The organism is Morganella morganii, assembly GCF_019242955.1.
In the GTDB taxonomy this organism is placed as follows: Bacteria; Pseudomonadota; Gammaproteobacteria; order Enterobacterales; family Enterobacteriaceae; genus Morganella; species Morganella sibonii.
Genome location: NZ_CP066129.1, coordinates 537,527 through 562,836, shown reverse-complemented (window position 1 = coordinate 562,836; position 25,310 = coordinate 537,527). Strand labels below are relative to the sequence as shown.

23 protein-coding genes are annotated in these 25,310 nt (G+C 52.4%); 12 read left to right on the top strand and 11 right to left on the bottom strand.

The window, feature by feature from the left end; genetic code table 11:
- Window positions 1–16: 16 nt before the first annotated feature.
- Entirely contained in the window at window positions 17–667 is a 651-nt protein-coding gene (rluA, locus tag JC793_RS02495; RefSeq protein ID WP_046894153.1) for a bifunctional tRNA pseudouridine(32) synthase/23S rRNA pseudouridine(746) synthase RluA, read from the top strand.
- Window positions 668–903: 236 nt separating this feature from the next.
- Here rluA and djlA read toward each other — a convergent pair whose 3' ends face one another.
- On the bottom strand, window positions 904–1,725 hold the full coding sequence (gene djlA / locus JC793_RS02490; RefSeq protein WP_046894152.1) for a co-chaperone DjlA: 822 nt from the start codon (window positions 1,723–1,725) through the stop codon (window positions 904–906).
- A gap of 179 nt (window positions 1,726–1,904) precedes the next feature.
- Between djlA and lptD the strand changes: the two genes are divergently transcribed.
- The 6 genes from lptD (at window position 1,905) to apaH (ending at window position 8,662) form a co-directional block, all read left to right on the top strand.
- On the top strand, window positions 1,905–4,274 hold the full coding sequence (lptD, locus tag JC793_RS02485; RefSeq protein WP_218427390.1) for an LPS assembly protein LptD: 2,370 nt from the start codon (window positions 1,905–1,907) through the stop codon (window positions 4,272–4,274).
- Between the two features lie 70 nt (window positions 4,275–4,344).
- Window positions 4,345–5,643 carry a peptidylprolyl isomerase SurA gene (gene surA, locus JC793_RS02480; RefSeq protein ID WP_218427388.1) on the top strand — a complete coding sequence of 433 codons (1,299 nt, stop codon included), beginning with the start codon at window positions 4,345–4,347 and terminating at the stop codon, window positions 5,641–5,643.
- On the top strand, window positions 5,627–6,625 hold the full coding sequence (pdxA, locus tag JC793_RS02475; RefSeq protein ID WP_046894149.1) for a 4-hydroxythreonine-4-phosphate dehydrogenase PdxA: 999 nt from the start codon (window positions 5,627–5,629) through the stop codon (window positions 6,623–6,625). The genes surA and pdxA overlap by 17 nt, the downstream gene beginning before the upstream one ends.
- Window positions 6,622–7,434 carry a 16S rRNA (adenine(1518)-N(6)/adenine(1519)-N(6))-dimethyltransferase RsmA gene (gene rsmA / locus JC793_RS02470; RefSeq protein WP_004237170.1) on the top strand — a complete coding sequence of 271 codons (813 nt, stop codon included), beginning with the start codon at window positions 6,622–6,624 and terminating at the stop codon, window positions 7,432–7,434. The genes pdxA and rsmA overlap by 4 nt, the downstream gene beginning before the upstream one ends.
- A gap of 10 nt (window positions 7,435–7,444) precedes the next feature.
- Window positions 7,445–7,822 (top strand): Co2+/Mg2+ efflux protein ApaG, encoded by a 378-nt coding sequence (gene apaG, locus JC793_RS02465; RefSeq protein WP_004237169.1) that lies wholly within the window; start codon window positions 7,445–7,447, stop codon window positions 7,820–7,822.
- Between the two features lie 6 nt (window positions 7,823–7,828).
- On the top strand, window positions 7,829–8,662 hold the full coding sequence (gene apaH / locus JC793_RS02460) for a bis(5'-nucleosyl)-tetraphosphatase (symmetrical) ApaH (protein ID WP_046894148.1): 834 nt from the start codon (window positions 7,829–7,831) through the stop codon (window positions 8,660–8,662).
- 95 nt (window positions 8,663–8,757) lie between these two features.
- Here apaH and folA read toward each other — a convergent pair whose 3' ends face one another.
- On the bottom strand, window positions 8,758–9,252 hold the full coding sequence (gene folA / locus JC793_RS02455) for a type 3 dihydrofolate reductase (protein WP_046894147.1): 495 nt from the start codon (window positions 9,250–9,252) through the stop codon (window positions 8,758–8,760).
- A gap of 171 nt (window positions 9,253–9,423) precedes the next feature.
- Between folA and JC793_RS02450 the strand changes: the two genes are divergently transcribed.
- Window positions 9,424–10,038, top strand: a complete 615-nt coding sequence (locus JC793_RS02450; RefSeq protein ID WP_218427386.1) for a LysE family transporter — start codon at window positions 9,424–9,426, stop codon at window positions 10,036–10,038.
- 5 nt (window positions 10,039–10,043) lie between these two features.
- A complete protein-coding gene (locus JC793_RS02445; RefSeq protein ID WP_247717307.1) occupies window positions 10,044–10,802 on the top strand; it encodes a nucleotidyltransferase domain-containing protein in 759 nt (252 codons plus the stop codon).
- A 54-nt stretch (window positions 10,803–10,856) separates the two neighbouring features.
- Here the strand turns inward: JC793_RS02445 and ftsP are convergent, their stop codons facing one another.
- The 7 genes from ftsP to nudF form a co-directional block, all read right to left on the bottom strand.
- Complete coding sequence (gene ftsP / locus JC793_RS02440; protein ID WP_166706973.1) at window positions 10,857–12,284, bottom strand: cell division protein FtsP; 1,428 nt, start codon at window positions 12,282–12,284, stop codon at window positions 10,857–10,859.
- 227 nt (window positions 12,285–12,511) lie between these two features.
- Complete coding sequence (locus JC793_RS02435; RefSeq protein ID WP_218427384.1) at window positions 12,512–13,258, bottom strand: 1-acylglycerol-3-phosphate O-acyltransferase; 747 nt, start codon at window positions 13,256–13,258, stop codon at window positions 12,512–12,514.
- Between the two features lie 79 nt (window positions 13,259–13,337).
- Window positions 13,338–15,599: a DNA topoisomerase IV subunit A gene (gene parC / locus JC793_RS02430; protein WP_218427382.1), complete on the bottom strand. Its 2,262-nt coding sequence runs from the start codon at window positions 15,597–15,599 to the stop codon at window positions 13,338–13,340.
- A gap of 41 nt (window positions 15,600–15,640) precedes the next feature.
- A complete protein-coding gene (gene parE, locus JC793_RS02425; protein ID WP_166706970.1) occupies window positions 15,641–17,536 on the bottom strand; it encodes a DNA topoisomerase IV subunit B in 1,896 nt (631 codons plus the stop codon).
- Between the two features lie 92 nt (window positions 17,537–17,628).
- The gene (gene yqiA, locus JC793_RS02420) at window positions 17,629–18,210 is read right to left on the bottom strand and encodes an esterase YqiA (RefSeq protein ID WP_046894141.1); all 582 of its coding nucleotides are present in this window, start codon (window positions 18,208–18,210) and stop codon (window positions 17,629–17,631) included.
- Entirely contained in the window at window positions 18,210–19,043 is an 834-nt protein-coding gene (cpdA, locus tag JC793_RS02415) for a 3',5'-cyclic-AMP phosphodiesterase (RefSeq protein WP_218427381.1), read from the bottom strand. The genes yqiA and cpdA overlap by 1 nt, the downstream gene beginning before the upstream one ends.
- Before the next feature lie 107 nt (window positions 19,044–19,150).
- Entirely contained in the window at window positions 19,151–19,789 is a 639-nt protein-coding gene (gene nudF / locus JC793_RS02410; RefSeq protein WP_052926330.1) for an ADP-ribose diphosphatase, read from the bottom strand.
- Between the two features lie 219 nt (window positions 19,790–20,008).
- On the opposite strand from nudF, the gene tolC reads away from it, so the two are divergent.
- From tolC to JC793_RS02395, 3 genes are all read left to right on the top strand, one after another.
- The gene (gene tolC / locus JC793_RS02405) at window positions 20,009–21,373 is read left to right on the top strand and encodes an outer membrane channel protein TolC (RefSeq protein ID WP_218427379.1); all 1,365 of its coding nucleotides are present in this window, start codon (window positions 20,009–20,011) and stop codon (window positions 21,371–21,373) included.
- Window positions 21,374–21,677: 304 nt separating this feature from the next.
- A complete protein-coding gene (locus JC793_RS02400) occupies window positions 21,678–22,352 on the top strand; it encodes a DUF1190 family protein (RefSeq protein WP_107680186.1) in 675 nt (224 codons plus the stop codon).
- Between the two features lie 5 nt (window positions 22,353–22,357).
- The gene (locus tag JC793_RS02395) at window positions 22,358–23,518 is read left to right on the top strand and encodes a glutathionylspermidine synthase family protein (RefSeq protein WP_046894136.1); all 1,161 of its coding nucleotides are present in this window, start codon (window positions 22,358–22,360) and stop codon (window positions 23,516–23,518) included.
- A 76-nt stretch (window positions 23,519–23,594) separates the two neighbouring features.
- On the opposite strand, the gene ygiD is transcribed toward JC793_RS02395, so the two are convergent.
- Window positions 23,595–24,374, bottom strand: a complete 780-nt coding sequence (gene ygiD / locus JC793_RS02390; RefSeq protein WP_218427377.1) for a 4,5-DOPA-extradiol-dioxygenase — start codon at window positions 24,372–24,374, stop codon at window positions 23,595–23,597.
- 186 nt (window positions 24,375–24,560) lie between these two features.
- Window positions 24,561–25,214 (bottom strand): 3,4-dihydroxy-2-butanone-4-phosphate synthase, encoded by a 654-nt coding sequence (gene ribB / locus JC793_RS02385; RefSeq protein WP_046894134.1) that lies wholly within the window; start codon window positions 25,212–25,214, stop codon window positions 24,561–24,563.
- Window positions 25,215–25,310 lie beyond the last annotated feature (96 nt).

The following is a 25,310-nucleotide window of genomic DNA, read 5'->3' as shown; positions in this document are numbered from 1 at the left end:
GGTGATCCCCATGTTAATGGAACCCTACAACCCTCCCGCCGATCCCTGGCTGAATATCCTCTGGCAGGATGAAAGTATCATTGTGGTGAATAAACCAAGCGGACTGCTTTCCGTTCCCGGCCGGGCACCGGAACACAAAGACAGTGTGATGACACGCATTCAGCGTGACTATCCTTCTGCCGAATCTGTTCATCGCCTTGATATGGCCACCAGCGGTATTATTGTGGTCGCACTGACCAAAGCGGCTGAGCGGGAGCTTAAACGGCAGTTCCGTGAACGGGAGCCGAAAAAAACCTATGTTGCCCGTGTATGGGGGCGGCTGGAGCCGGAAACCGGCATGGTGGATTTACCGCTGATTTGTGACTGGCCGAACCGGCCGAAGCAGAAAGTATGTTTTGAAACCGGCAAACCGGCACAGACAGGTTATGAAGTACTGGAATATGAGGAAAATGCCACTCGGGTAAGGCTGTTTCCGGTCACCGGACGCTCTCATCAGTTGCGGGTGCATATGCTGGCGCTGGAACATCCGATTCTTGGCGACCGTTTTTATGCCCATGATGAGGCAAGAGCCGCAGCGCCCCGGCTGCAGCTTCATGCAGAGGCGCTGTCTGTCACACATCCGGCAAACGGCAGGCCGATGCATTTTACTTGTAAATCAGATTTTTAGTGGATTAACACGGTCACCGAATTCATTGAGGCAAGAATCAGGCAAAGTGCTAATCCCGCTACTCCGATAAGAACACGGGTATTGGCCATGGATCATATCCTTAACATATTTAATAAAATATTTACGTAATTTTTCAACTGCATTTATATTTTATAGCAATTATATGAAAAGAATATGATCCGCTCTGCACTTTCCCGGCAACACGTTTTACACCTTAAAAACCGTTTTATACCGGATTATTTAAAGCCTTTCTCTTTTTTAATGAGATCATATGCTGCCTGAATAGACTGCGCTTTCTCTTTCGCCAGTTCCATCATTTCAGGTGGTAATCCTTTCGCCACCAGTTTATCCGGGTGATGTTCACTCATCATCTTGCGGTAGGCGCGTTTAATGACGGTACTGTCATCGCTTTCATTCACGCCCAGCACCCGGTAAGCGGCGGCGAGATCGGCGGTCTGATCACGGTAATAGCCCTGCTGAGACTGCTGCTGCCAATTGCCGCTTTGTGCCCCGCCGTGCATCTGCGCCTGCATCATTGCCAGCACATTTTCAAACTGATGACGCGGAATACCCAGCTCTTCGGCGATCACCAGGAGTACCTGCCGCTCGTTCGGATGCAGTTCGCCGTCACCGAATGCCGCCTGGATCTGGATTTCCAGAAACATACGCAGCAAATCCGCCCGCCCGTAGCAGGCACGGCGTAACTGACGTAATGCATCACGCAGCGGGAAACCGGCCGCTTTACCTTCACGGAACGCATTCTGAGCCTGCGTCCGCGCACTGCCGTGCAACTGCATGCGATCCATCAGCGCGGTAGCCAGATAGATATCAGATTCTGTCACACGACCTTTTGACTTGGTCAGATGCCCGAGGATCTGAAAAGTGGTAGTGAAAAAGAGTGCCTGTCTGGACTGATTGTTGCTGAATGAGCCACCCAATTGCTGACTGCGGACTTTATCAATCGCATGACCAATAAGAAAACCGAGAAAAATGCCCCAAAAACCGGCCCCGGATGCCATACCTAATAAAATTCCGATGATTTTTCCCAAATAGTGCATATACTCCTCAATTCAACAATGCCCCTGGCGCAATTTTGCATTATCATACTACCCATTCTGTACGATGCCTAACGCCATTTGGATACGTGAACGTGTTTCACGCACGCTCTTTTTTCGTGTAAATTAGGCTTTTGGCGTTCGGGCAATGTGCTACCGAGGACGGAATTGCAGACATACTTATGAAGAAGAGTTATCCAACCCTGCTGGCCACCATTATCTGGGCAGCGCTATACAGTCAGGCTGCACAAGCCGCCACTCTTGCCGAGCAATGTATGCTGGGCGTTCCGGTGTATGACGAGCCGGTTGTTGACGGGGAAGCCGGTGATTTTCCTGTCAATATCACTGCAGAAGGTATGTCAGGCGAATATCCGCGTGCGGTAAAATATACCGGTGGTGTCGATATCCGCTCAGGTAACCAGAATCTGAAAGCGAACGAAGTGGAAGTCACTCAGAGCGGCGAAGAAACTGATCCTGTGCGCATTGCGACAGCGACCGGTGATGTCCGCTATTCTGATCCGCAAATTCGTCTGAAAGGCCCTGAAGCCCGGATGAATCTCAACAATAACGATGCTGATGTTGAGAAAGGCGATTATCAGATGGTCGGCCGCCAGGGTCGCGGTGATGCCGACAAAATGAAACTCCGCGGCGACAACCGTTATACCATCCTCGAAAACGGGGTCTTTACCTCCTGTCTGCCGGGCAATGACAGCTGGAGCGTCAAAGGCTCTGAAGTCATTATTGACCGGGAAGAGCAGGTTGCGGAAATCTGGAATGCCCGCTTCCGCGTCGCCAATATTCCGGTATTTTACAGCCCGTATCTCCAGTTACCGATCGGTGATAAACGCCGCTCCGGTTTTCTGATCCCGAACGGCAGCTATTCCAAATCATCCGGCCTGGAATTTACCCTGCCGTATTACTGGAATATTGCCCCGAATTATGACGCCACTTTCACACCGCATTACTTCAGTAAACGTGGTCTGAAAATGGATAACGAATTCCGTTACCTCACTCAGTTCGGTGCAGGCACACTGGCATTCGATTTCCTGCTGGATGATGAACAGTACAAGAAAGATAAAAACGCCGGTGGTAATGCAGAATGGGCGAAACGTGATTCGAATGACCGCTGGTTATTCTACTGGGGTCACAACGGCTCATTCGCACAGGACTGGTGGTTCTCTTCTGACTACACCAAGGTCAGCGATTCGCGCTATTTTACTGACTTTACATCCGCTTACGGTAACTCCACTGACGGCTATGCCACACAGAAACTGGCAGTAGGTATCCGCAAGTCAAACTGGAATGCCACCGTTACGGCCAAACAATTCCAGATCCTGACCAATAATGATAACGCGACATCCTACCGTGCCGAACCGCAGCTGGATCTCAACTATTATAAAAACAACCTCGGTGTGTTTGATTTCCGCGCCTATGGTCAGGTCGCCCGCTTTACCAGCGTGGGTAAAAATAATCCGGATGCCACCCGTCTGCATGCGGAACCAACCCTCAACCTGCCGTTGTCTAACGGCTGGGCCAGCTTCAATACTGAAGCGAAGCTGATGGCGACCCATTATGATCAGGACATTCCTGATACACCGAATAACGCCGGGCTGGAAAAAAATGTTACCCGTGTGCTGCCGCAGTTTAAAGCTGATGCGAAGATGATCTTCGAGCGGCCGATGTTCTTTAATGAAAGCTTCACCCAGACATTAGAGCCACGTGCGCAGTACCTGTATGTCCCGTATAAAAACCAGGATAACATCAATAACTTCGACTCCACCCTGATGCAGTCCAGCTACAGCGGCCTGTTCCGTGACCGTATGTACAGTGGTCTGGATCGTATTGCCTCTGCCAACCAGGTGACCACAGGGGTAACCAGCCGGATTTATGATGATGAATTAGTTGAACGATTTAATGTTTCTGTGGGTCAAATCTACTACTTTGAACGTCCGCGTACCGGTGATTCTCAAAAAACGGTTGTGGATGAAAAAGATGAAACCGGCTCGATGGTCTGGGCAGGTGATGCCATGTGGCGTTATAACGACAACTGGGGTCTGAAAGGCGGTATCCAGTATGACCGCCGTCTGGGCAGTGTCTCCATGTCGAATGCCACGATGGAGTACCGCCAGGATGCAGAGCGTCTGATTCAGCTGAACTACCGCTATGTGGACCGTGACTATATTCAGGCAATGCGCCAGCATACTCAGTACGGCGGAGGTTATGTTACGCGCCCGAACCAGAAAGGTATCTCTCAGGTCGGTATCGTCGCCAGCTGGCCGGTTGCCGAGCAGTGGGCCTTTGTCGGTCAGTATTACTATGACACCAAAGAGAGCCAGCCGGCCAGCCAGTTAGTCGGTCTGCAATATAATACCTGCTGCTGGGCGGCAAACGTCGGTTACGAACGTAAGATTATCGACTGGAAAAATGATGCCAGTGAATACGACAATAAAATCACGTTTAATATCGAATTACGCGGTATGAGCAGCAATTACAGTCTGGGCAGTCAGAAAATGCTTGAACGTGGTATTCTGCCGTATGTCCCGGCATTTTAACCGCCTGAGCTGACACAATTTTCACATGCCGTACCGGTGGTACGGCGATACGAAACATGATGGGATACTTATGAAAAACTGGAGAACACTCATTCTCAGCCTGATGTTCACGGCAAGCACAGCATCATTTGCAGCACCGCAGCAGCTTGATAAAGTCGCGGCAGTGGTCAATAACGGTGTGGTTCTGGAGAGTGATGTCAACAATATGCTTCAGACTGTCACGATGAATGCCCGCAATGCCGGTCAGCAGATTCCTGATCAGGCAACATTACGTCAGCAGATTCTTGAACGTCTTATCATGGACAACATCGTGATGCAGATGGCCGGACAGATGCAAATCACTATCCCTGACCAGGCTGTTGATGGTGCTATCGAAGATATCGCCCGTCAGAACAATATGACGACGGCCCAGATGAAAGAGCGTCTGCAGCGCGACGGTATGAGCTACGACAAATACCGCAGCGATATCCGTAAAGAAATGATGATGGCGGAAGTCCGTAATAATGAAGTCCGCCGTCGTGTGGTAATTCTGCCTCAGGAAGTTGAGTCCCTGGCAAACCTGATCAGTACCCAGAATGCTGCGGATACTGAGCTGAACATCAGCCACATCCTGATCCCGCTGCCGGAAAATCCGACAGAAGCGCAGATGAATACCGCGAAAGAAAAAGTCACCACCATTATGAATGAACTTCAGCGTGGCGCGGACTTCGGTAAACTGGCGATTACCTATTCTGCCGATCCGCAGGCGCTGAAAGGCGGTAACATGGGCTGGAGCCGTTTACAGGAACTGCCGGGTCTGTTTGCTGAACGTCTTCAGTCTGCCAAAAGCGGTGAAATTGTCGGGCCGGTACGTTCCGGTGTCGGTTTCCATATTCTGCGTGTGAATGAAGTCCGCGGAAACAATCAGCCGATTTCTGTGACTGAAGTAAAAGCCCGCCATATTCTGATCAAAGCGTCACCGATAGTGACCGATGAGCAGGCACGCAGCAAACTGCAGCAGATTGCTTCTGATGTGAAAAGCGGTAAAACCACCTTTGACGCTGCGGCAAAACAATTCTCAGAAGATCCGGGTTCTGCCCTGCGCGGTGGTGAATTAGGCTGGTCAATGCCTGATATCTACGACCCTGCTTTCCGTGATGCACTGATGAAACTGAAAAAAGGCGAACTGAGTCAGCCTGTCCGTTCATCTTTCGGCTGGCATCTGATCCAGCTTGAAGATACCCGCAACGTGGATAAGACCGAAGCGGCTCAGAAAGATCGCGCCTACCGTATGCTGTTTAACCGTAAATTCAGTGAAGAATTACAAAGCTGGATGCAGGAACAGCGCGCCGGCGCTTACGTGGAAATTTCAGATGGCAGTAACAAATAAGCTGAAACCTGTCGTTATTACCCCCGGCGAACCTGCCGGGGTTGGTCCTGACCTGACAGTCGCGCTGGCACAGCGCGACTGGCCGGTAAAACTGGTAGTTTGTGCCGACCCGCAACTGATGCAGCAACGCGCACACGCCCTATCACTGCCGCTCACCCTTGAACCTTATTCACCGGATACCGCCTGTCAGCCGCAGCGCGCCGGGACACTGACCATTCTGCCTGCTGAACTGAAAGCCCCGGCGGTTGCCGGTGAGCTGAATGTGGCAAATGCGGCTTATGTAACAGAAACTCTGGCACGCGCCTGTGACGGCTGTCTGCAGGGTGAATTTGGTGCACTGATCACCGGACCGGTACACAAAGGCATTATTAACGATGCCGGGATCCCGTTTATCGGTCACACTGAATTTTTTGCCGACCGCAGCCACTGCAAGCGTGTGGTGATGATGCTGGCCACGGAAGAAATGCGGGTGGCACTGGCCACCACACATCTGCCAATCCTGCAGGTTCCGGCGGCGGTTGACCGCACCTGCCTGCATGAAGTGATCACCATTCTCAATCATGACCTGCGCACCAAATTCGGTATTGCGCAGCCGCATATCATCGTCTGTGGTCTGAACCCGCATGCGGGGGAAGGCGGCCATATGGGGCATGAAGAGATCGACACCATTATCCCGGCACTGGATGAGCTGCGGGCACAGGGTATTTCCCTGGAAGGTCCGCTGCCGGCAGACACCCTGTTCCAGCCGAAATACCTGGAGCGCGCGGATGCCGTGCTCGCCATGTATCACGATCAGGGCCTTCCTGTGCTAAAATATCAGGGATTCGGCCGTGCCGTGAATATCACGCTGGGACTGCCGTTTATCCGGACCTCTGTCGACCACGGCACAGCCCTGGAACTGGCAGGTACCGGCAAAGCAGATGCGGGTAGTTTTATCACCGCATTAAATTTAGCGATTACAATGATTAAAAACAGTCAATGAATACACGAGTCCATCAGGGGCATTTTGCCCGTAAACGTTTCGGGCAGAACTTCTTAACCGATCAATTTATTATCGACAGCATTGTCGCGTCGATTAACCCGCAACCCGGCCAGGCGATTGTTGAAATCGGGCCGGGACTGGCTGCACTGACTGAGCCGGTCGCCGATCGCATGGACAAAATGACGGTCATTGAAATTGACCGTGATCTGGCCGCCCGTCTGGCCAGCCATCCGTTTTTGCAAAGCAAACTGACCATTATTCAGCAGGATGCCATGACCGTGGATTTCACGGCGCTGGCACAGGAGCGCGGTCAGCCGCTTCGTGTGTTCGGTAACCTGCCGTACAATATTTCCACGCCGCTGATGTTTCATCTGTTCACTTTCACTAACGCAATCAGTGATATGAACTTTATGCTGCAAAAAGAAGTGGTTAACCGTCTGGTTGCCGGTCCGGGCAGCAAAACATACGGCCGTCTGAGTGTTATGGCGCAGTACTACTGCCAGGTCGTACCGGTTCTGGATGTGCCGCCGACGGCATTCCGCCCGGCACCGAAAGTGGATTCAGCGGTTGTCCGCCTGATCCCGCACCGCGAAAATCCGTATGTACTGAAAGATGTCGCACTGCTCAGCCGGGTGACCACTCAGGCCTTTAACCAGCGCCGTAAAACGATCCGCAACAGCTTAGGTGATCTGTTCAGTCCGGAAACCCTGACTGAACTGGGTATTGATCCGGCCACCCGTGCAGAGAATATCAGTGTTGCGCAATACTGTCTGATGGCCAATTACCTGGCGGAACATCCCGCCTCATAGGGGATTCATCATGAATAACGACCCGAGAATTTGTATTCAGGTTCAGAGTGTCTATATCGAAAGTCAGTCTGAACCGGATGCGGAACGCTATGTTTTTGCGTATACCGTTTCTATCCGCAACCTGGGTCGTGATCCTGTGCAGCTTATCAGCCGCTACTGGCGTATCACCAACAGTGAAGGCCGCCAGACAGAAGTTCAGGGGGAAGGTGTCATCGGTGAACAACCGGTGATCCGGCCCGGTGAAGAGTATCGTTATACCAGCGGCACAGTCCTGGAAACACCGCTGGGCACCATGGAAGGTTACTACACTATGGTGGATCACGAGGGTGCGGATTTCATCAGCGAAATCCCTGTTTTCCGGCTCGCAATACCAACCTTTATTCACTGATTCTCTATGGCAACCTATCTTATCGGCGATGTTCACGGCTGTTACCGTGAACTTCGCGCATTACTGGCTCAGGCTGATTTTGATCCGCAGGCTGACACTCTGTGGCTGACCGGTGATCTGGTCGCCCGCGGCCCGGATTCACTGGATGTTCTCCGTTATGTCAAAAGCCTGGGAGACTGTGTCAGGCTGGTGCTCGGCAATCATGATCTTCACCTGCTGGGGATCTACGCAGGGATCAGCCGTAACAAACCGCGCGATCATCTGAATAAACTGCTCAGCGCACCGGATCTGGATGAACTGATCAACTGGCTGCGCCGCCAGCCGATGTTACAGGTCGATCATGAGAAAAAACTGATCATGGCTCACGCCGGGATCACCCCGCAGTGGGATCTGGAAACCGCCGTTACCTGTGCGCGTGAAGTGGAAGCCGTTCTCAGCAGTGATACCTACCCGCTGTTTATTAACGCCATGTATGGTGATTTGCCGAATGACTGGTCACCTTCCCTGACGGGCCTGCCGCGTCTGCGTTTTTCCACCAATGCGCTGACCCGGATGCGCTACTGCTTCCCCGGCGGACAACTGGATATGGTCTGCAAGGATAAACCGGATCAGGTTTCCGCACCGCTGAAACCGTGGTTTGCCCTGCCGTCAAAACTGCCGGAAGGCTACAGTGTGGCCTTTGGTCACTGGGCGTCACTGGAAGGGAAAGGCGCGCCACGCGGTATTTATGCGCTGGATACCGGTTGTTGCTGGGGCGGACAGCTGACTATGCTGCGCTGGGAAGATCGCTGCTATTTCTGGCAGGAATCTTTTGCCGTGCGGGATGAAGATGATGACTGACCGGGTATCCGGCACAGACAAGAAAAAAGCAGAGCCGGTGGCTCTGCTTTTTTGTATTAATATTATTTATGAAATAATACGAATCAACTGATTAATCAGCTCTTGCGGCGCTCTAAGATTTCAAAGCAGAAACCGTGAGAGTTTGCTTCATCCGCATCATGATATTCCATAAACACGGAGTCCCACTCATCCGGCTCATAGTCCGGGAAGTAAGTATCTCCGCTGACTTCCGCATCAACATGTGTCAGGTATAAACGGTCTGCCAGCGGCAGGAATTGTCCGTAAACTTTACCGCCACCCATCACCATGATTTCGCCGTCAGTTTCTTTCTGTGCAATTGCCAGTGCTTCTTCCACAGACTTAGCCCAGACCACGCGATCATCGTCGCCCGGCGTACGGCTGAGCACGATATTGAGGCGATCCGGCAAAGGACGGCCGATAGATTCATAAGTCACACGACCCATGATCACCGGTTTATTGACCGTATTACGTTTAAACCATGCCAGGTCTTCCGGCAGTGTCCATGGCATCGCATTTTCCATGCCAATAACCCGATCCATAGCTAAAGCAGCGATCAAGCTAATGTTCATTCATTTCACCTTAGGGCTGAGAGAAATTTTGTCGTCACTATACGTAAACTACTCAATTCCGTCGACTGAATTCAGTGTTTCATCAATACAAATAATTTATTTGTCTTCACTCTTGAATGTGGGTCATACTTTTACTCTGCTTTCGGGTCTTTTTCGGCAAGGATATAGCACATGTATGACGCCACACTGATGGTTACCACCATCGCCGCGCTCGGTATGATCTCACCGGGCCCTGACTTCTTTCTGATTGTGAAAAACGCAGCCCGCTATCAGCGCGCTGCCGCCATGATGACCGCACTGGGTGTGCTGTCCGCGATCGCCGTTCACATGACCTACTGCGTGGCGGGGCTTGCGGTGATCATTACCACAACGCCGTGGCTGTTCATGATCCTCAAATATGCCGGCGCGGCTTATCTTATCTGGATAGGGATCAACAGCCTTCTGGCCCGGGCCGGACATACCCTTGATACCGGAGACGGCTCACATCAGCACGTCTCCTTTAAGAAAGCCTTTATGCAGGGATTTCTCTGTAATTTGCTGAACCCGAAAGCGACGCTGTTTTTCCTTGCTATTTTTACTCAGGTACTGGATATCCATTCCGGATTTGGTGAAAAACTCTGGTATGCTGCTATTGTAATGGGACTGGCAGTGGTTTACTGGCCATCTCTGGTGCTGCTGATTCAGAGTGCCCCGTTACGCCGCGGATTGGCGAGGATTCAGAAATATATCGATAAAGTACTTGGCGTCGTCCTGATTGGCTTTGGCGTCCGGGTTGCAATGAGCTGATGATAATGATAATGAAAACAGATAAATACACTTTTCAGCCGGAATTTCAGGACGTCATACAGGATGCAATACACTCCCTGTGCACCGCTCTGCCGGGCGTGCTGCACAGTATCTATGTTTACGGCAGTGTGGCGGAAGGCCGCGCTGTTCCGGGCCGTTCTGATCTGGATTTGACTCTGGTTCTGCACCGGCCACTCAGTGCGGCTGAAAAAACCATTCTCCGTTGTCTTGATAAAGCGCTGACCAGCCGCCACAGCAGTGTATCAAAAATAGGATTTGATACCGGCCTGCTGTCAGAAGCCACGTCCGCGGAAGAGCAACCGGTCTGGTCTTACTGGCTGGCGCATTTTTGTCTGCCGGTCTGGGGTGATGACCTGACTCTGAAACTGCCGGTCGTGACACTTAATCGTGAGATTATTCATGGTATTAACGGGGATTTTCCGGTACTGGTCCGCACCAATCTGATGCAGTTACAGAAAAGCCCGCCGCTGGCTGAAATCCGCCGGATCAAACGTGAAACAGCGCGGCGTCTGCTGCGTGCCACGGCACTGGTGTGGAATGATTATGAAACCTGCACTTACCCGCTGCCGCTGCCGCAGATGGCCGGAAAAGCCATTGCGCTGTATCCGGGAAAACGCCACGCGATCACCTTCCTGCTGGGGCAGACCGAAGAACCGGATACCGGAATTATTCAGTTTATCGCCGTTGCCGGCACCTTCTCCCGCTGGCTGCGGGATGAAGAAAAACGGCTGCTGAGCCGCTGAAAAACCAAATAAAAAAGGCTGAATAAATATTCAGCCTTTTTTATTTATCGTCATTTAATACTGAGAGGATTGCTCAATTTCCAGTTGCCCGACAACCCCTCTGTCAGCCTGTTCCAGGAACTGGCTGTAATAGAAGAACGGGAAGTGGGAATAAGACGGCTGCATCATCTGCACCAGTAATTCACTTCGCCCGTCAACCCAGACCGTGTCTTTCCAGCCGTAATCCTGCGGCTGCGGAGACTGGCCGTTATGGTTGATCACCTTAAAGCGGACACCACTGATATGGAACGGCTGCGGTGTATCGGTTGTGACAACCCAGCGCTCCCAGTTACCCTGCTGCGTACGGATATCGGTGCGGCTCATATCCCACATCGCACCGTTAATGCCCGGCGGTGACAAACTGAGTGCCACATCGCGGTTACGGACACCGGTTGTGATTTGTGTCGGGTCCTGAATCAGCGTGGCCGGTAAATTATCTGTCACCAGCGAAATCAGGCCGGTGGCACGAATCGTCAGGACATTGGTATTCACCAGCGTGTCTGATGTCTCAAACAGGCTTTTAAAGCGCTCTGTCAGGGTGGCGGATTCCCCGGCTGTGATTGTCAGCGTTTCTGTTTTTGACATATCGATCAGTACTTCGCGCCGTTCACCCGGCGACAGGGACAATACTTCAACCGCCACCGGTGACGGCAGCAGGCCCTGATCAGAAGCGATCATATAGAACGGGCGGCCGTCACTGAGTTTCAGTTCAAAGCGGCGCGCGTTGGCAGCATTAACCATGCGCAGCCGGATCCAGCCTTTTGACACTTCCAGATACGGATCTTCCGCTCCGTTAACGATCAGCCGGTCACCGGTAAACATACCACCATCTTCTGTGCGGTACTCCGGAGAACCAAAGGAATCCAGACGCTTATCCTGAATGATCAGCGGGAAATCATTAACACCATACTCTTTCGGCAACGGCAGACTGCGGCTTTCCTCATCATCCACAATCCACATCCCGGCAAGCCCGTTATAGACATGCGGAGCCATCCGGTTCGGGGTATTCGCGTGATACCAGCAGGTTGCTGCCGGCTGGCGTACCGGGATCACCGGTGACCATTCGGTATTCGGTGAAATCAGACGTGCGGCGCCTCCGGCGACGGTTCCCGGCACCAGCAGTCCGCTGACATTGACCGATACCGGTTCAGACAGGCGGTTGCTGTATATCATTTTGATATCATCGCCATTGCGGACACGCACGGTCGGCCCGAGATAACGGCCGTTAAACCCCCAGACACTGACCTGGTTTTTACCGTTAAATGACCAGTGTGTACGCTGCATCGTCAGAAACAGCGGCTGCCCGTTGCGGCTTTCCAGCAACGGCGGAACAGGCAACGGCTGGCTGCCGCCCTCGTCTTCCGAACGGACAGACAGAGGCAGTGAACCTAAACACACAGCTAAGCCGGATGCTTGAATAAACCGGCGCCGACTCAGTGTCATAGCATCTCCGAAAAAAACGTTTTCATGATTTTTATGATTTGTGCCGAACACCCGTATGCCGGGGAGCAGACAGAGACATCCGTGTTATCTTTAATGAAAGGCATACGCTTAACAACGGAGTGTTAAGCGTATGATATAGCGGATGAAGAGCAATTCCTAAACTTATCTATGATAAGTTGCAAAATAATAAGGCCAGTATTGTATGTATAACGTAATAATCACGGGGATTAAGCGTCTTTACGGCCTTTTTGTTTTTCCATTTCAATCACTTCCTTATCCAGCTCTGCGATACGTTTGATCATCATCTGGCGGCAGTCCTCTGCCAGTTCACGCACCTGTTCCCGGGTGTATTTTGACGTATCGACCGGCGGCAGCATTTCCACAATCACCACACCGTTATTCCGGCGGTTCAGCTTAATGCGCCCCTCAGTGGTGGATACACACACCGGCACTACCGGCACACCGGCTGCCATCGCCGCATGGAAAGCACCGGTTTTGAACGGCAGCATTCCGCGCCCGCGGCTGCGTGTGCCTTCCGGGAACATCCAGACAGAGATATTACGCTTTTTAATCTGATCCGCCACCTGGGTAATCGTGTTATGTGCTTTGCTGCGGTTACCCCGGTCAATCAGGATATTTCCCGAAATCCAGTACAGCTGACCAAAGAACGGTATCCAGATCAGGCTGCGTTTACCGACAGTCACCGTGCGCGGCTGTACCGCATTGGACATGGTGATCATGTCATAGTTGTTCTGGTGATTACCCACATATACACAGGAGCCGTAATGCTTCGCTTCTTCCGGAATGCGGTACACCATTTTAATACCGAAAACATGGGAAAGCTTGCCGTACATGCGGCCGAAAGTCATCACATGCTTCGGGTTACGCGGGCTGGTCAGACAGATAAGAATGCCGGCCAGACTGCCGAAAATACAATAAAAAATAACGATGATAATACGTAAAATGGCTAACATGCGTCCCCCGCAAAATGGCCTTTTAAGAAAAGCGGGGCAATCATTGCCCCGTGAATAGTATCGCTGTTAATGCCGGAGATTACACCTTCGGCTCCGGCTCAGAAATATCAATCCGTTCGATCTTTTTCTGCATACCGCGCGGCAGTGCTGTACCGCGGCGTCCGCGCTCAGCACGGAATTTCTGCAGATCTTCCGGACGCAGCGTCAGTTTACGCTTGCCGAAATGCAGTGTCACACTGGCATCCGGCCGGATCACAAACAGATGCGCCAGACCATCTTCACCGGCGGCGGCCGCAGCAGAGGTAATGGAGATAATCTTGTTCCCCTTCCCTTTTGACAACTGAGGCAGATCACCGACAGGGAACAGCAGCATCCGTCCTTCCTGCGATACCGCCAGCAGAAGATCGTTTTCCTCGTCATTCACCTCAATCGGCGTCATCGCTTTCGCATTATCCGGCAGCGTGATCAGCAGTTTCCCGGCTTTATTTTTCGCCACCAGGTCACTGAAGGTACAAATAAACCCGTAACCGGCATCCGAAGCCATGAGGTACTTCTGATTTTCATCATTCATCAGCACCTGTTCAAAAACAGCTCCCGGCGGCGGTGTCAGTTTACCGGTCAGCGGTTCACCCTGACCACGGGCTCCCGGCAGTTCCAGCGGATCGAGCGAGTAACTGCGCCCTGTGGAATCCAGGAACACCACCGGCTGATTACTTTTACCCCGTGCCGCGCCGAGGAAGCTGTCACCCGCTTTGTAGTTCATACCGGCGGGGTCGATATCATGACCTTTGGCGCTCCGCACCCAGCCCATCTGCGACAGCACAACCGTCACCGGCTCAGACGGCAGAATGTCATGTTCGCTCATGGCTTTCGCCTCTTCGCGCTCATTGAGCGGGGAGCGGCGATCATCACCGAACTGTTTCGCGTCTTCTTCGAGTTCTTTTTTCAGCAGCGTATTCATACGACGCTCAGAGCCGAGGATTGCCTGTAATTTATCGCGCTCTTTGGCCAGTTCATCCTGCTCGCCGCGGATTTTCATCTCTTCGAGTTTGGCCAAATGACGTAATTTCAGCTCCAGGATCGCTTCCGCCTGAGTATCACTCAGCCCGAAGCGGTCCATCAGCACCGGTTTCGGTTCATCTTCTGAACGGATAATATCAATCACTTCATCAATATTGAGATACGCAAGCAGTAAACCGTCGAGGATATGCAGACGGCGCAGCACTTTTTCCAGCCGGTGGTTCAGGCGGCGGCGCACCGTTTCGCGGCGGTAAACCAGCCACTCATTGAGGATCTCAATCAGCCCTTTGACCGCCGGACGTCCGTCCAGACCGATCATATTCAGGTTGATACGGTAGCTTCTTTCCAGATCCGTGGTGGCAAACAGATGTGTCATCACCTGCTCAAGATCGATCCGGTTACTGCGCGGCACAACCACCAGCCGTGTCGGGTTTTCATGATCTGATTCATCGCGCAGATCTTCCACCATCGGCAGTTTTTTTGCCAGCATCTGTGCGGCTATCTGTTCCAGCACTTTCGCCCCGGACACCTGATGCGGTAATGCGGTGATCACCGCATTACCGTCTTCCGTTGTCCATACCGCACGCATACGAACAGAGCCGCGGCCGGATTTATAGATCTTACGGATATCTTCCTGTCCGGTGATGATTTCCGCTTCTGTCGGATAATCCGGGCCCGGGATAAACGTCATCGCCTCCTCAAGAGACAGTGATGGTTTGTCGATCAGTGCCAGCAGTGCACCCGTGACTTCGCGGGCATTATGCGGCGGAATATCGGTTGCCATACCGACCGCAATCCCGGTAGTACCGTTGAGCAGGATATTCGGCAGGCGTGCCGGTAACATTTTCGGCTCCTGCATCGTACCGTCAAAGTTCGGCACCCAGTCTGCGGTGCCGTGTCCCAGTTCACTGAGCAGCACTTCCGCATATTTCGACAGGCGTGATTCGGTATAACGCATGGCAGCGAAGGATTTCGGATCATCCGGCGCCCCCCAGTTCCCCTGTCCGTCCACCAGCGGGTAACGGTAAGAGAAAGGCTGTGCCATCAGCACCATGGCCTCATAACAGGCACTGTCACCGTGCGGATGGTATTTACCCAGCACGTCACCGACGGTACGGGCAGATTTTTTGTATTTGGCGGAGTTGCTTAACCCCAGTTCAGACATGGCATATACAATACGCCGCTGAACCGGTTTTAAGCCATCGCCGATAAAAGGGAGTGCCCTGTCCATGATGACGTACATGGAATAATTGAGGTAGGCATTCTCTGTAAAATTATGAAGCGGCTGGCGCTCCACACCGTCATGAGTAATTTCACTCATTTACTCTGTTCCTCTGACCTTTTGTGCCGTCACGGGTGACATCACACATCCAATTCCACCCGATCGCCTTTTTCCTGCAACCAGTTCCGGCGATCTTCCGCACGTTTCTTCCCGAGGAGCATATCCATCACCGACATCGTTTCCTGATAGTTTTCCTCATTAATAGTGAGCTGTACCAGACGACGCGTATTCGGATTCAGGGTCGTTTCACGCAACTGACCCGGGTTCATTTCCCCCAGCCCTTTAAAACGCTGCACATTCGGTTTACCGCGTTTGCGGCTTAATTTATCCAGAATCGCATTTTTTTCGCTCTCATCAAGGGCATAATGCACTTCCTTGCCAAGATCAATACGATAGAGAGGCGGCATTGCCATGTAAACATGGCCGGCTTTTACCAGCGCCGGGAAGTGACGCACAAACAGCGCGCACAGCAGCGTGGCAATATGCAGTCCGTCCGAGTCCGCATCCGCGAGGATACAGATTTTACCGTAACGCAGAGTGCTTAAATCGTCGCTGTCCGGGTCGATACCAATAGCCACAGAAATATTATGCACTTCCTGAGAGGCCAGTACTTCATCCGACGACACTTCCCAGGTATTCAGTATTTTACCGCGCAGCGGCATAATCGCCTGGAATTCCCGGTCTCGCGCCTGTTTGGCTGAGCCGCCTGCCGAGTCCCCTTCCACCAGAAACAGTTCGGTCTGATTCAGATCCTGAGATGAGCAGTCCGCCAGTTTGCCGGGCAGTGCCGGGCCTGATGTCAGTTTTTTGCGCACCACTTTTTTCGCGGCACGCAGACGGCGCTGGGCGCTGGCAATCGCCAGTTCCGCCAGCTGTTCCGCAGCCTGCACGTTCTGGTTGAGCCACAGGCTGAAAGCATCTTTCACCACACCGCTGACAAACGCCGCGCACTGACGTGATGACAGGCGTTCTTTAGTCTGCCCTGCGAACTGCGGATCCTGCATTTTCACGGAGAGCACATAGGCACAGCGCTCCCAGATATCGTCAGCGGATAACTTCACGCCGCGCGGCAGGATATTGCGGAATTCGCAGAACTCGCGGATGCCGTCGAGCAGCCCCTGGCGCAGACCATTGGCATGGGTTCCGCCCAGCGGGGTCGGGATCAGGTTGACGTAGCTTTCGGTCAGCAGTTCACCGCCTTCCGGCAGCCACAGCAGTGCCCAGTCCACCTGTTCATTATCCCCGGCATGTTTACCGGTAAACGGTGCTTCCGGCAGGGTCACCAGACCGTTGACGTTCTCCATCAGGTAATCGGTCAGACCATCCTGATAGCACCAGCGCTGTTCGGTGTCGTTCACATTATCTTTGAAAAGGATCTCAACACCCGGGCACAGCACGGCTTTGGCTTTCAGCAGGTGTGTCAGCCGGGAGACAGAGAAGCGCGGACTGTCAAAAAACTGCTCATCCGGCCAGAAATGTACACTGGTGCCGGTATTGCGTTTGCCGCACTGCCCGATGACAGCCAGTTCACTGACTTTGTCACCATTTTCAAAGGCAATCTGATAAACCTGTCCGTCACGGCGGACAGTCACTTCAGTGCGTTTTGACAACGCATTGACCACGGAAATACCTACCCCGTGAAGACCACCGGAAAACTGATAGTTTTTATTGGAAAACTTCCCCCCCGCATGCAGGCGGGTCATGATCAGTTCGACCGCAGACACTTTCTCTTCCGGGTGGATATCCACCGGCATGCCGCGCCCGTTGTCAATGACTTCAACAGACTGATCTTTATGTAAAATAACTTCGACAGATTTAGCGTGACCGGCTAAAGCCTCATCGACGCTGTTGTCGATAACTTCCTGAGCAAGGTGATTCGGGCGCGTCGTGTCCGTGTACATACCCGGACGGCGGCGGACAGGCTCCAAACCACTGAGGACTTCAATATCCTCTGCGTTATATGATGATTGCGTCATGTTGGATTATCGGTTTTTCGCTAAAAAATAAACAAAATACGTGAATGATACTGGCGATAATACCAGTCCCTGATAAATTTAAATACGATTTTTCATTGGCGGGTAAGGCCGAGGAACTCAACTATCTGCGGAAAAAAACGCTGAAATCCGGTAAATGCGTGGTTTCCGCCGGATTCAATCGTCTGTTTACATGCCACCAGACGGGTGACAGCCTGACGGTAATCCAGCACTTCATCGCCGGTCTGCTGTAACAACCAGATCAAATCCGGTGATTCAACAGGATCGGCAAAAATCGCCCGTAAATCCTGCATATGATGCGGTTCGAGCGTATAACGCTCACCGGTATAGGGGTTTTCATTTTCCCCGAGATAGTCCTGAAGCAAATCAAACGGATACACCGCCGGATTAACCACCACCGCGGGAACATCAAACGCCTGCGACAGCCAGATGGCAAAATACCCGCCCAGCGACGACCCGACAATACCGGTATTCTCACCGGCCAGCGAGTTCATCAGATCCTCCAGAAACAGTGCGGCTTCATCCGGATAGCAGGGAATTTGCGGCTGTAACATCCGGATCTCCGGATAGTGTTCCGCCAGCCACGTTTTCAGCATTGTCCCTTTCTCTGACAACGGAGAACTGTTGAAGCCGTGCAGATAAAGGAGCGTCGCCATCAGTAACCGTCCGAACCCAGATCGGGGCTGAATTCGTCTGTTTCCAGCCGGAACAGATGTGTGCTCAGGGACGGATTGTCACCGGTGGTCAGTTCCAGATAACGCCAGCCCGGAGCGGCGGTATCCAGCGTGAAATTAGTGCAGTGCGGTTTAAACTGGACACAGGTTGACGGCGTGGCCAGTATGCGGATGCCGTTCCACATAACATCCATATCCTGGTGAATATGCCCGCACAGGATAGCATCAATATTCTGATAGCGGGTCAGAACCTCTGCCAGCATATGTGAGTTGCGCAGACTGTGCTGATCAAGCCAGGTACAGCCGGAGGCCAGAGGATGGTGATGCAGCATCACAACAGTATGACGGCCGGGCTGCTGTGCCAGGCAGTTATCCAGCCAGATAAGCTGGTCATCGCTCAGTTCGCCGTGCGGTACGCCCTGAACCTGACTGTCGAGCAGCAGGATCTGCCACTGTTCACCGAGCAGCACCTGTTTGGAGGAAGAGATCCCCGCGGCGGCCAGTTCCTTTGCCATGGACGGCTGATAATCGTGATTCCCCGGCAGCCAGACACACGGCGCCGGTAAACGGGCGATACCGTCCGTAAACCGCTGATAGGCCCGGGTGGTCTGATCCTGAACCAGATCACCGGTGGCTGCAATCAGGTCAGCCGGTAACTGCTGTTTTGCGATAGCATCCAGTACGGCGTGGTAACTGTTCAGGGTATTAATTCCCAGCAGCGTGTCTGTTTCGCCGGCAAAAAGGTGCGTATCGGTAATCTGTAAAATTCTGACCGCAGCGCCGTCAGCTACGGGCAAGTGCAACGGGATTTCCAATCGATATCCTTGTGATTTTAACAACTAACATATAATGATAAGTGTTTCGGCGAAGAAGATCTGCAATCCCGCACACAATTCCCCGGTTGCACATAAAAAAATCCGGATTATTTGTCCCGCCACGTTGTGCGTATGCGTTCATAATGCAATGTAAGCCACTGAATTGCAATGACAGTTGCTGCGTTATCGATCACACCTTCTTCAACCCACTGATACGCCTGTTCACGGCTGACCACATGAACACGGATGTCCTCGTTCTCCTGTGCCAGCCCGTGTACCCCGCCCGCTGAGGTAGTATCCGCCTCACCGATATACACATACATCCGTTCGGATGTGCCCCCCGGACTTGAAAGATAACTCAGCGCAAAGGTACAGCGGCCGATTTTCAGCCCGGCTTCTTCTTCCGCCTCACGACGCACCACATCTTCGGCGGATTCCCCGCTTTTATCGATCATCCCGGCGACCGCCTCCAGCAGCCACGGAGTCTGACTGCTTTCGATTGCCGGTAAACGGATTTGTTCAATCAGTACGATTTCATCACGGATCGGGTCATACGGCAAAATCACACCGGCATTTCCCCGCTCAAACACCTCACGGCGGATTTCCGGGCTCCAGCCGCCCTCAAACAACCGGTGCCGGAAGCGATATTCATTAATCTTAAAAAATCCGGAAAACAGAGTTTTCTGACTGATTATCTCCACGTCATCACAACTGAACGTAAAAGGAAATCCGGATGTGTGTTTCATACTATTTTCTCCGCCGGTAAATCAATTCTGTATGATAAAGGCATTTTTCATCATTTGAGATAAAGAAATTTTCTGCCCGTTGAGGTAAAGTTAAGCTAATTTAACGCAGAAGGCACAAACGGCTACCTTTATTAGCGAGCGGACTCTGCTAGAATTAGAGCCATTTGGTGCTTCCCGTGAGGCAACTGACAGATTAGCGCTGTGCAAAAAGGAATCCTAATGAAGAAACTGCTTTCTCTTCTCATTGCTGTGAGTGTGGCAGGTTTCAGCTCTGTCACCCAGGCTGAAGACCTCCTGCAGGTTTATCAAAAAGCGAAAGAGACCAACCCGACCCTCCGTCAGATTCAGGCGGAACGTAACCAGGCTTTTGAAAAAATTAACGAAGCCCGCAGTCCGTTACTGCCGCAGTTAGGTTTAGGCGGAGGTTATGACTATACCAGCGGTTATCGCGACAACAATAACCAGGACAGTAATGCACTAAATGCACAGCTGAAACTGACCCAGACAATTTTTGACATGAGTAAATGGCGTCAGCTGAATCTGCAGGAGCAAACTGCCGGGATCAGCGACATCACATTTCAGAGTGCCCAGCAACAACTGATTCTGGATACTTCCGTTGCCTATTTTAACGTGCTGCGTGCGCTGGATACCCTGTCATACGTACAGGCACAGAAAGAAGCCGTCTACCGCCAGCTGGATCAGACCACTCAGCGTTTCAACGTCGGTCTGGTAGCCATTACTGACGTGCAGAACGCCCGTGCCAACTACGACAGCGTTCTGGCGCAGGAAGTGGCCGGCCGTAACGATGTCGAAAACGCCATCGAAGCGCTGCGTCAGGTGAGCGGTATTTATTACAGCGAATTATCGTCCCTGGATGTGAACCGCTTTAAAACCAATGCCCCGGATGCTATCGAAGCCCTGCTGAAAGAAGCACAGGAACGTAACCTGAACCTGCTGAGTGCCACACTGAACCGTAACCTCGCAAAAGAGCAGATCAGTCTGGCAGAATCCGGTCACTATCCGACCGTGGGTCTGACAGCCAGTACCGGAGTCACCAACACAGACTACAGCGGCAACGGCTATCCTAACGGCCGTCCGAATAACAGCTATGCAGGCCAGAGCTCCATCGGTGTGAACGTCAGTATTCCGCTGTACACCGGCGGCGGTGTCTCATCACAGGTTGATCAGGCACAGTACGGTTACACTGCTGCGAGTGAAAAACTGGAAGCCACACTGCGTCAGGTTATTCAGACTACCCGTTCTTCGTACAACAACATCAACGCCTCAATCAGCAGCGTGAACGCCTATAAACAGGTCGTAACCTCTGCGGAAAGCTCACTGGATGCAACCGAAGCCGGTTATCAGGTGGGTACGCGTACGATTGTGGATGTGCTGAATGCCACCACCACGTTGTATGATGCGAAGAAAAGCCTGTCTAACGCCCGTTATGACTATCTGATTAACCAGCTTTATATCAGCCAGGCACGCGGTACACTGAACGAAGACGATATCCTGCGCCTTAACCAGGTGCTGGGCAAAGCGATTTCCACATCGCCGGCGTCAGTGACAAACACTGCCCGCTGATCTTCATACGATATGACGATAAACCCGCTCCGGCGGGTTTTTTTATGCTTTTACTGTGTATAAGGACAATATTTCTGCCGGGCAGTGAAATATCAGGTTATATCGCGTAATCCGCAATATAATTACGCCTGACGGACACATTTTGTCGGTAAAAATACCGCGATACCGGTATCTTTTTTTTCTGTTAAACCGATTTAATTCACATCAGATGCAAAAAGCAGATTATTGCTTTAATTTCACACAGTTTTCCCCTATCCTAGACAGTTATTACCTCTCCATGAAACCGTTTCCGGATATTACAACGATGACAATGAAACGCACCAAGAATATTAACCGCGACGCTTTCCGCAAAACCTGGCGTCAATACCGCCTGGCACCTGTTGCGGCTGCTGTCGGCGCTGTTCTGATGTTAACCGCCTGCGATGAAGCCGATGAAACCGTTGCGCTCTACACCACCGCAGAGCAGTGCTCCGCCGCGAACCCGTCACAGGCCGGTGAATGCACCACTGCTTATAACAACGCACTGGAAGAAGCGGCAAAAACCGCCCCGAAATATGCCACCCGTGAAGACTGTGTGGCAGAATTCGGTGAAGCCCAGTGTACTCAGGCACCCACTGAGCTGGCAAACAACAGCCAGCAGCAACAGCCTGCCCAGGCTTCCGGCAGCTTCTGGATGCCGCTGATGGCCGGTTATATGATGGGCCGTATGATGGGCGGTGGTGCAGCAGCCTCACAGCCGCTGTTTACCTCCCGTAACCCGGCAAGCCCGGCTAACGGTAAATTTGTTGATGCCACCGGCAAGAACTACGGTTCCGCCACCGGCGGGCGCAGCATGACCGTGCCGAAAACTGCCATGGCACCAAAACCGGCCACCACAACCACCACCACGCGTGGCGGGTTCGGTGACAGCGTGGCAAAACAAAACACAATGCAGCGCTCATCCGGCAGCAGTTCATCTTCCCGTTCAATGGGCGGCTGATTTGCATGAAACGCGTACCGATTAGCGAGCGCCCTGACTGGCGCGGGAAAGCCGAGGAATTCGGCTTTCATTTTCATACCATGTACGGCGAACCGTACTGGTCAGAAGATGCCTGTTACCAGTTCACGCTGGCACAAATCGATGAAATCGAGGAAGTGACTAACGAACTGCATCAGATGTGTCTTCAGGTGGTGGATAAAGTCACTCAAAGTGACGAGCTGATGGCCCGTTTTCAAATCCCGAAACATTGTTGGGATTTCGTGCGTGAGTCATGGGCAACCCGTCAGCCGTCGCTCTATTCCCGCCTGGATCTGGCTTATGACGGCGTTAACCCGCCGAAGTTACTGGAAAACAATGCGGATACACCAACGTCGCTGTACGAATCCGCTTTTTTCCAGTGGATCTGGCTGGAAGACCAGATCGCCGCCGGAAACCTGCCGGAAAACGCCGATCAGTTTAACGGTATCCAGGAAAAGCTGATTGAGCGCTTCGGTGTACTGGCGGAAGAGTACGGGTTCCGTTATCTGCATATGGCCTGCTGTCAGGATTCTGTGGAAGATCGCGGCACCATCCAGTATTTACAGGATTGTGCGCAGGAAGCCGGTGTCACCACTGATTTTCTGTTTATTGAAGATATCGGGCTGGGCGATCGCGGTGAGTTTACTGATCTTCAGGATCAGATTATCAGCAATATGTTTAAACTCTATCCGTGGGAATTTATGATGCGGGAGATTTTCTCCACCAAGCTGACGGATGCCGGTGTACGCTGGCTGGAACCGGCCTGGAAGAGCATTATCTCCAACAAAGCCCTGCTGCCGATGCTGTGGGAAATGTTCCCGGATCACCCGAACCTGCTGCCTGCTTATTTTGCGGATAAGCCGTATCCGGAAATGGAAAGCTACGTTATCAAGCCGTTGTTCTCCCGCGAAGGTGCCAACATCCGTATTATCGAAAACGGCAAAGAAATTGCCGCCGCGGACGGCCCTTACGGCGAAGAAGGCATGATTGTCCAGCAGTTCCATCCCCTGCCGAAATTCGGCGACAGCTATACCCTCGTGGGCAGCTGGCTGGTGAATGATGAATCTGCCGGGATCTGTATCCGTGAAGATAAAGAGCTTATCACCCAGGATCTCTCCCGTTTCTATCCGCATGTCATTATTGACTGACGAATAGTCTCTGGCTGATACAAAAATCCCCGCGATATCCGGTATCGCGGGGATTTTTTATAACGAAAAGAAATCGTCAGCCGACTTTGACTGTCAGCATACTCAGTGAGCCTGATTCAATACCATCCACCGGTACAGTAACCGGTTCACTGCCCTGCCGCAGACCCAGGATATAGAGCAGCGGCAGATAATGTTCCGGCGAAGGATTCGACCGTTTGCCGTCTTCGCGCTCAAGGGCATTCACCAGCGGATGTGGCCGGGTGTCGCTCTCCAGGTTATCACGCACGAAATTATTAAAACTCACTGCCCACGGATACGGTTCGGCCTGCGCATTCTGCCAGTCCATCTCACGCAGATTATGCACCACATTACCGCTGCCGAGCACCAGTATCCCTTCATCACGCAGCGCAGCCAGCTTACGGCCGGAATCGTAATGCCATTGCGCCGGTTTGCTGCCGTCGAGGCTGAGCTGTACCACCGGGATATCCGCTTCCGGATACATTTTAACTAAGATCCCCCAGCTGCCGTGATCTAACCCCCACTCACCGTGATCTTCCCCGATATTGTCATCATTCAGCAGATCTTTCACCCGCGCTACCAGCGCCGCTGAGCCGGGAGCCGGATATTCCGTTTCATGCAGTGCCTGCGGGAAACCGCGAAAATCATGGATAGTGCGCGGATGCGCAGCCGATGTCAGCCATGCCCCCTGCGTATACCAGTGCGCGGAAATCACCAGAATGGCGGACGGACGCGGCATCTGTTCGCCCAGTTGCCGCCAGGTTTCAGTATAACGGTTGGTTTCCAGGACATTCATCGGGCTGCCGTGACCTGCAAACAGAGCCGGTAATCGTTTCATTGCTGACCTCACACAAAAAATTGTTCACTGAGATCAGTGTATGCCATTCCGGGATTTATCACGCAGGGTAATCATGATGAAGTTGTTCAAAAAATATGACGGGTACGCAGATACAAAAATGCCGCTGTGTCAGCAGCGGCATTCTCAGGATTTCAGTCTGTTCAGTTACTGACCCTGTCAGTGATTTCAGCCCGCTTTCGCCATTAACTGTTCGCGGTACTGAACCAGGTCATCAATCGTCACGACCGGCATATCATGTTGTTTTGCAAACACGATAACTTCCGGTGCACGGGCCATTGAGCCGTCGTCGTTGGTCAGTTCACACAGCACACCGTACGGCTTCAGACCGGCGAGGGTCGCCAGGTCAACAGACGCTTCGGTATGACCGCGGCGGGTTAATACTCCGCCATTCTGCGCACGCAGCGGGAACACATGCCCCGGACGGTTCAGATCCGCCGGTACAGCGCCATCCGCGACTGCGGCACGGATTGTGGTGATGCGGTCTGCCGCAGAAACCCCGGTGGTCACACCGTGAGCGGCTTCAATCGTCACCGTAAAGCCGGTTTTGAACTGGCTGGAGTTGTTCTCCACCATCATCGGCAGGTCAAGCTGCTGACGGCGTTCGTCAGTCAGGCACAGGCACACAATACCGCTGCCGTGACGGATGGTCAGTGCCATCTGCTCAACGGTCATGGTTTCGGCGGCGAACACCATGTCGCCTTCGTTTTCGCGGTTTTCATCATCGAGTACCATAACGCCCCGTCCCTGACGGATAGCTGCAATGGCACGTTCTGCACGTTCAATCGGATTGCCGTAATCTGATAACAGCGTCTGATTCATGGTAAATAAACCTCATCGTAATTAAAAATGATTACCAGAACCAGGGCATCTTAGGAGTTGCATACATATCATAAAGCCATGTCATAAAACCATGCC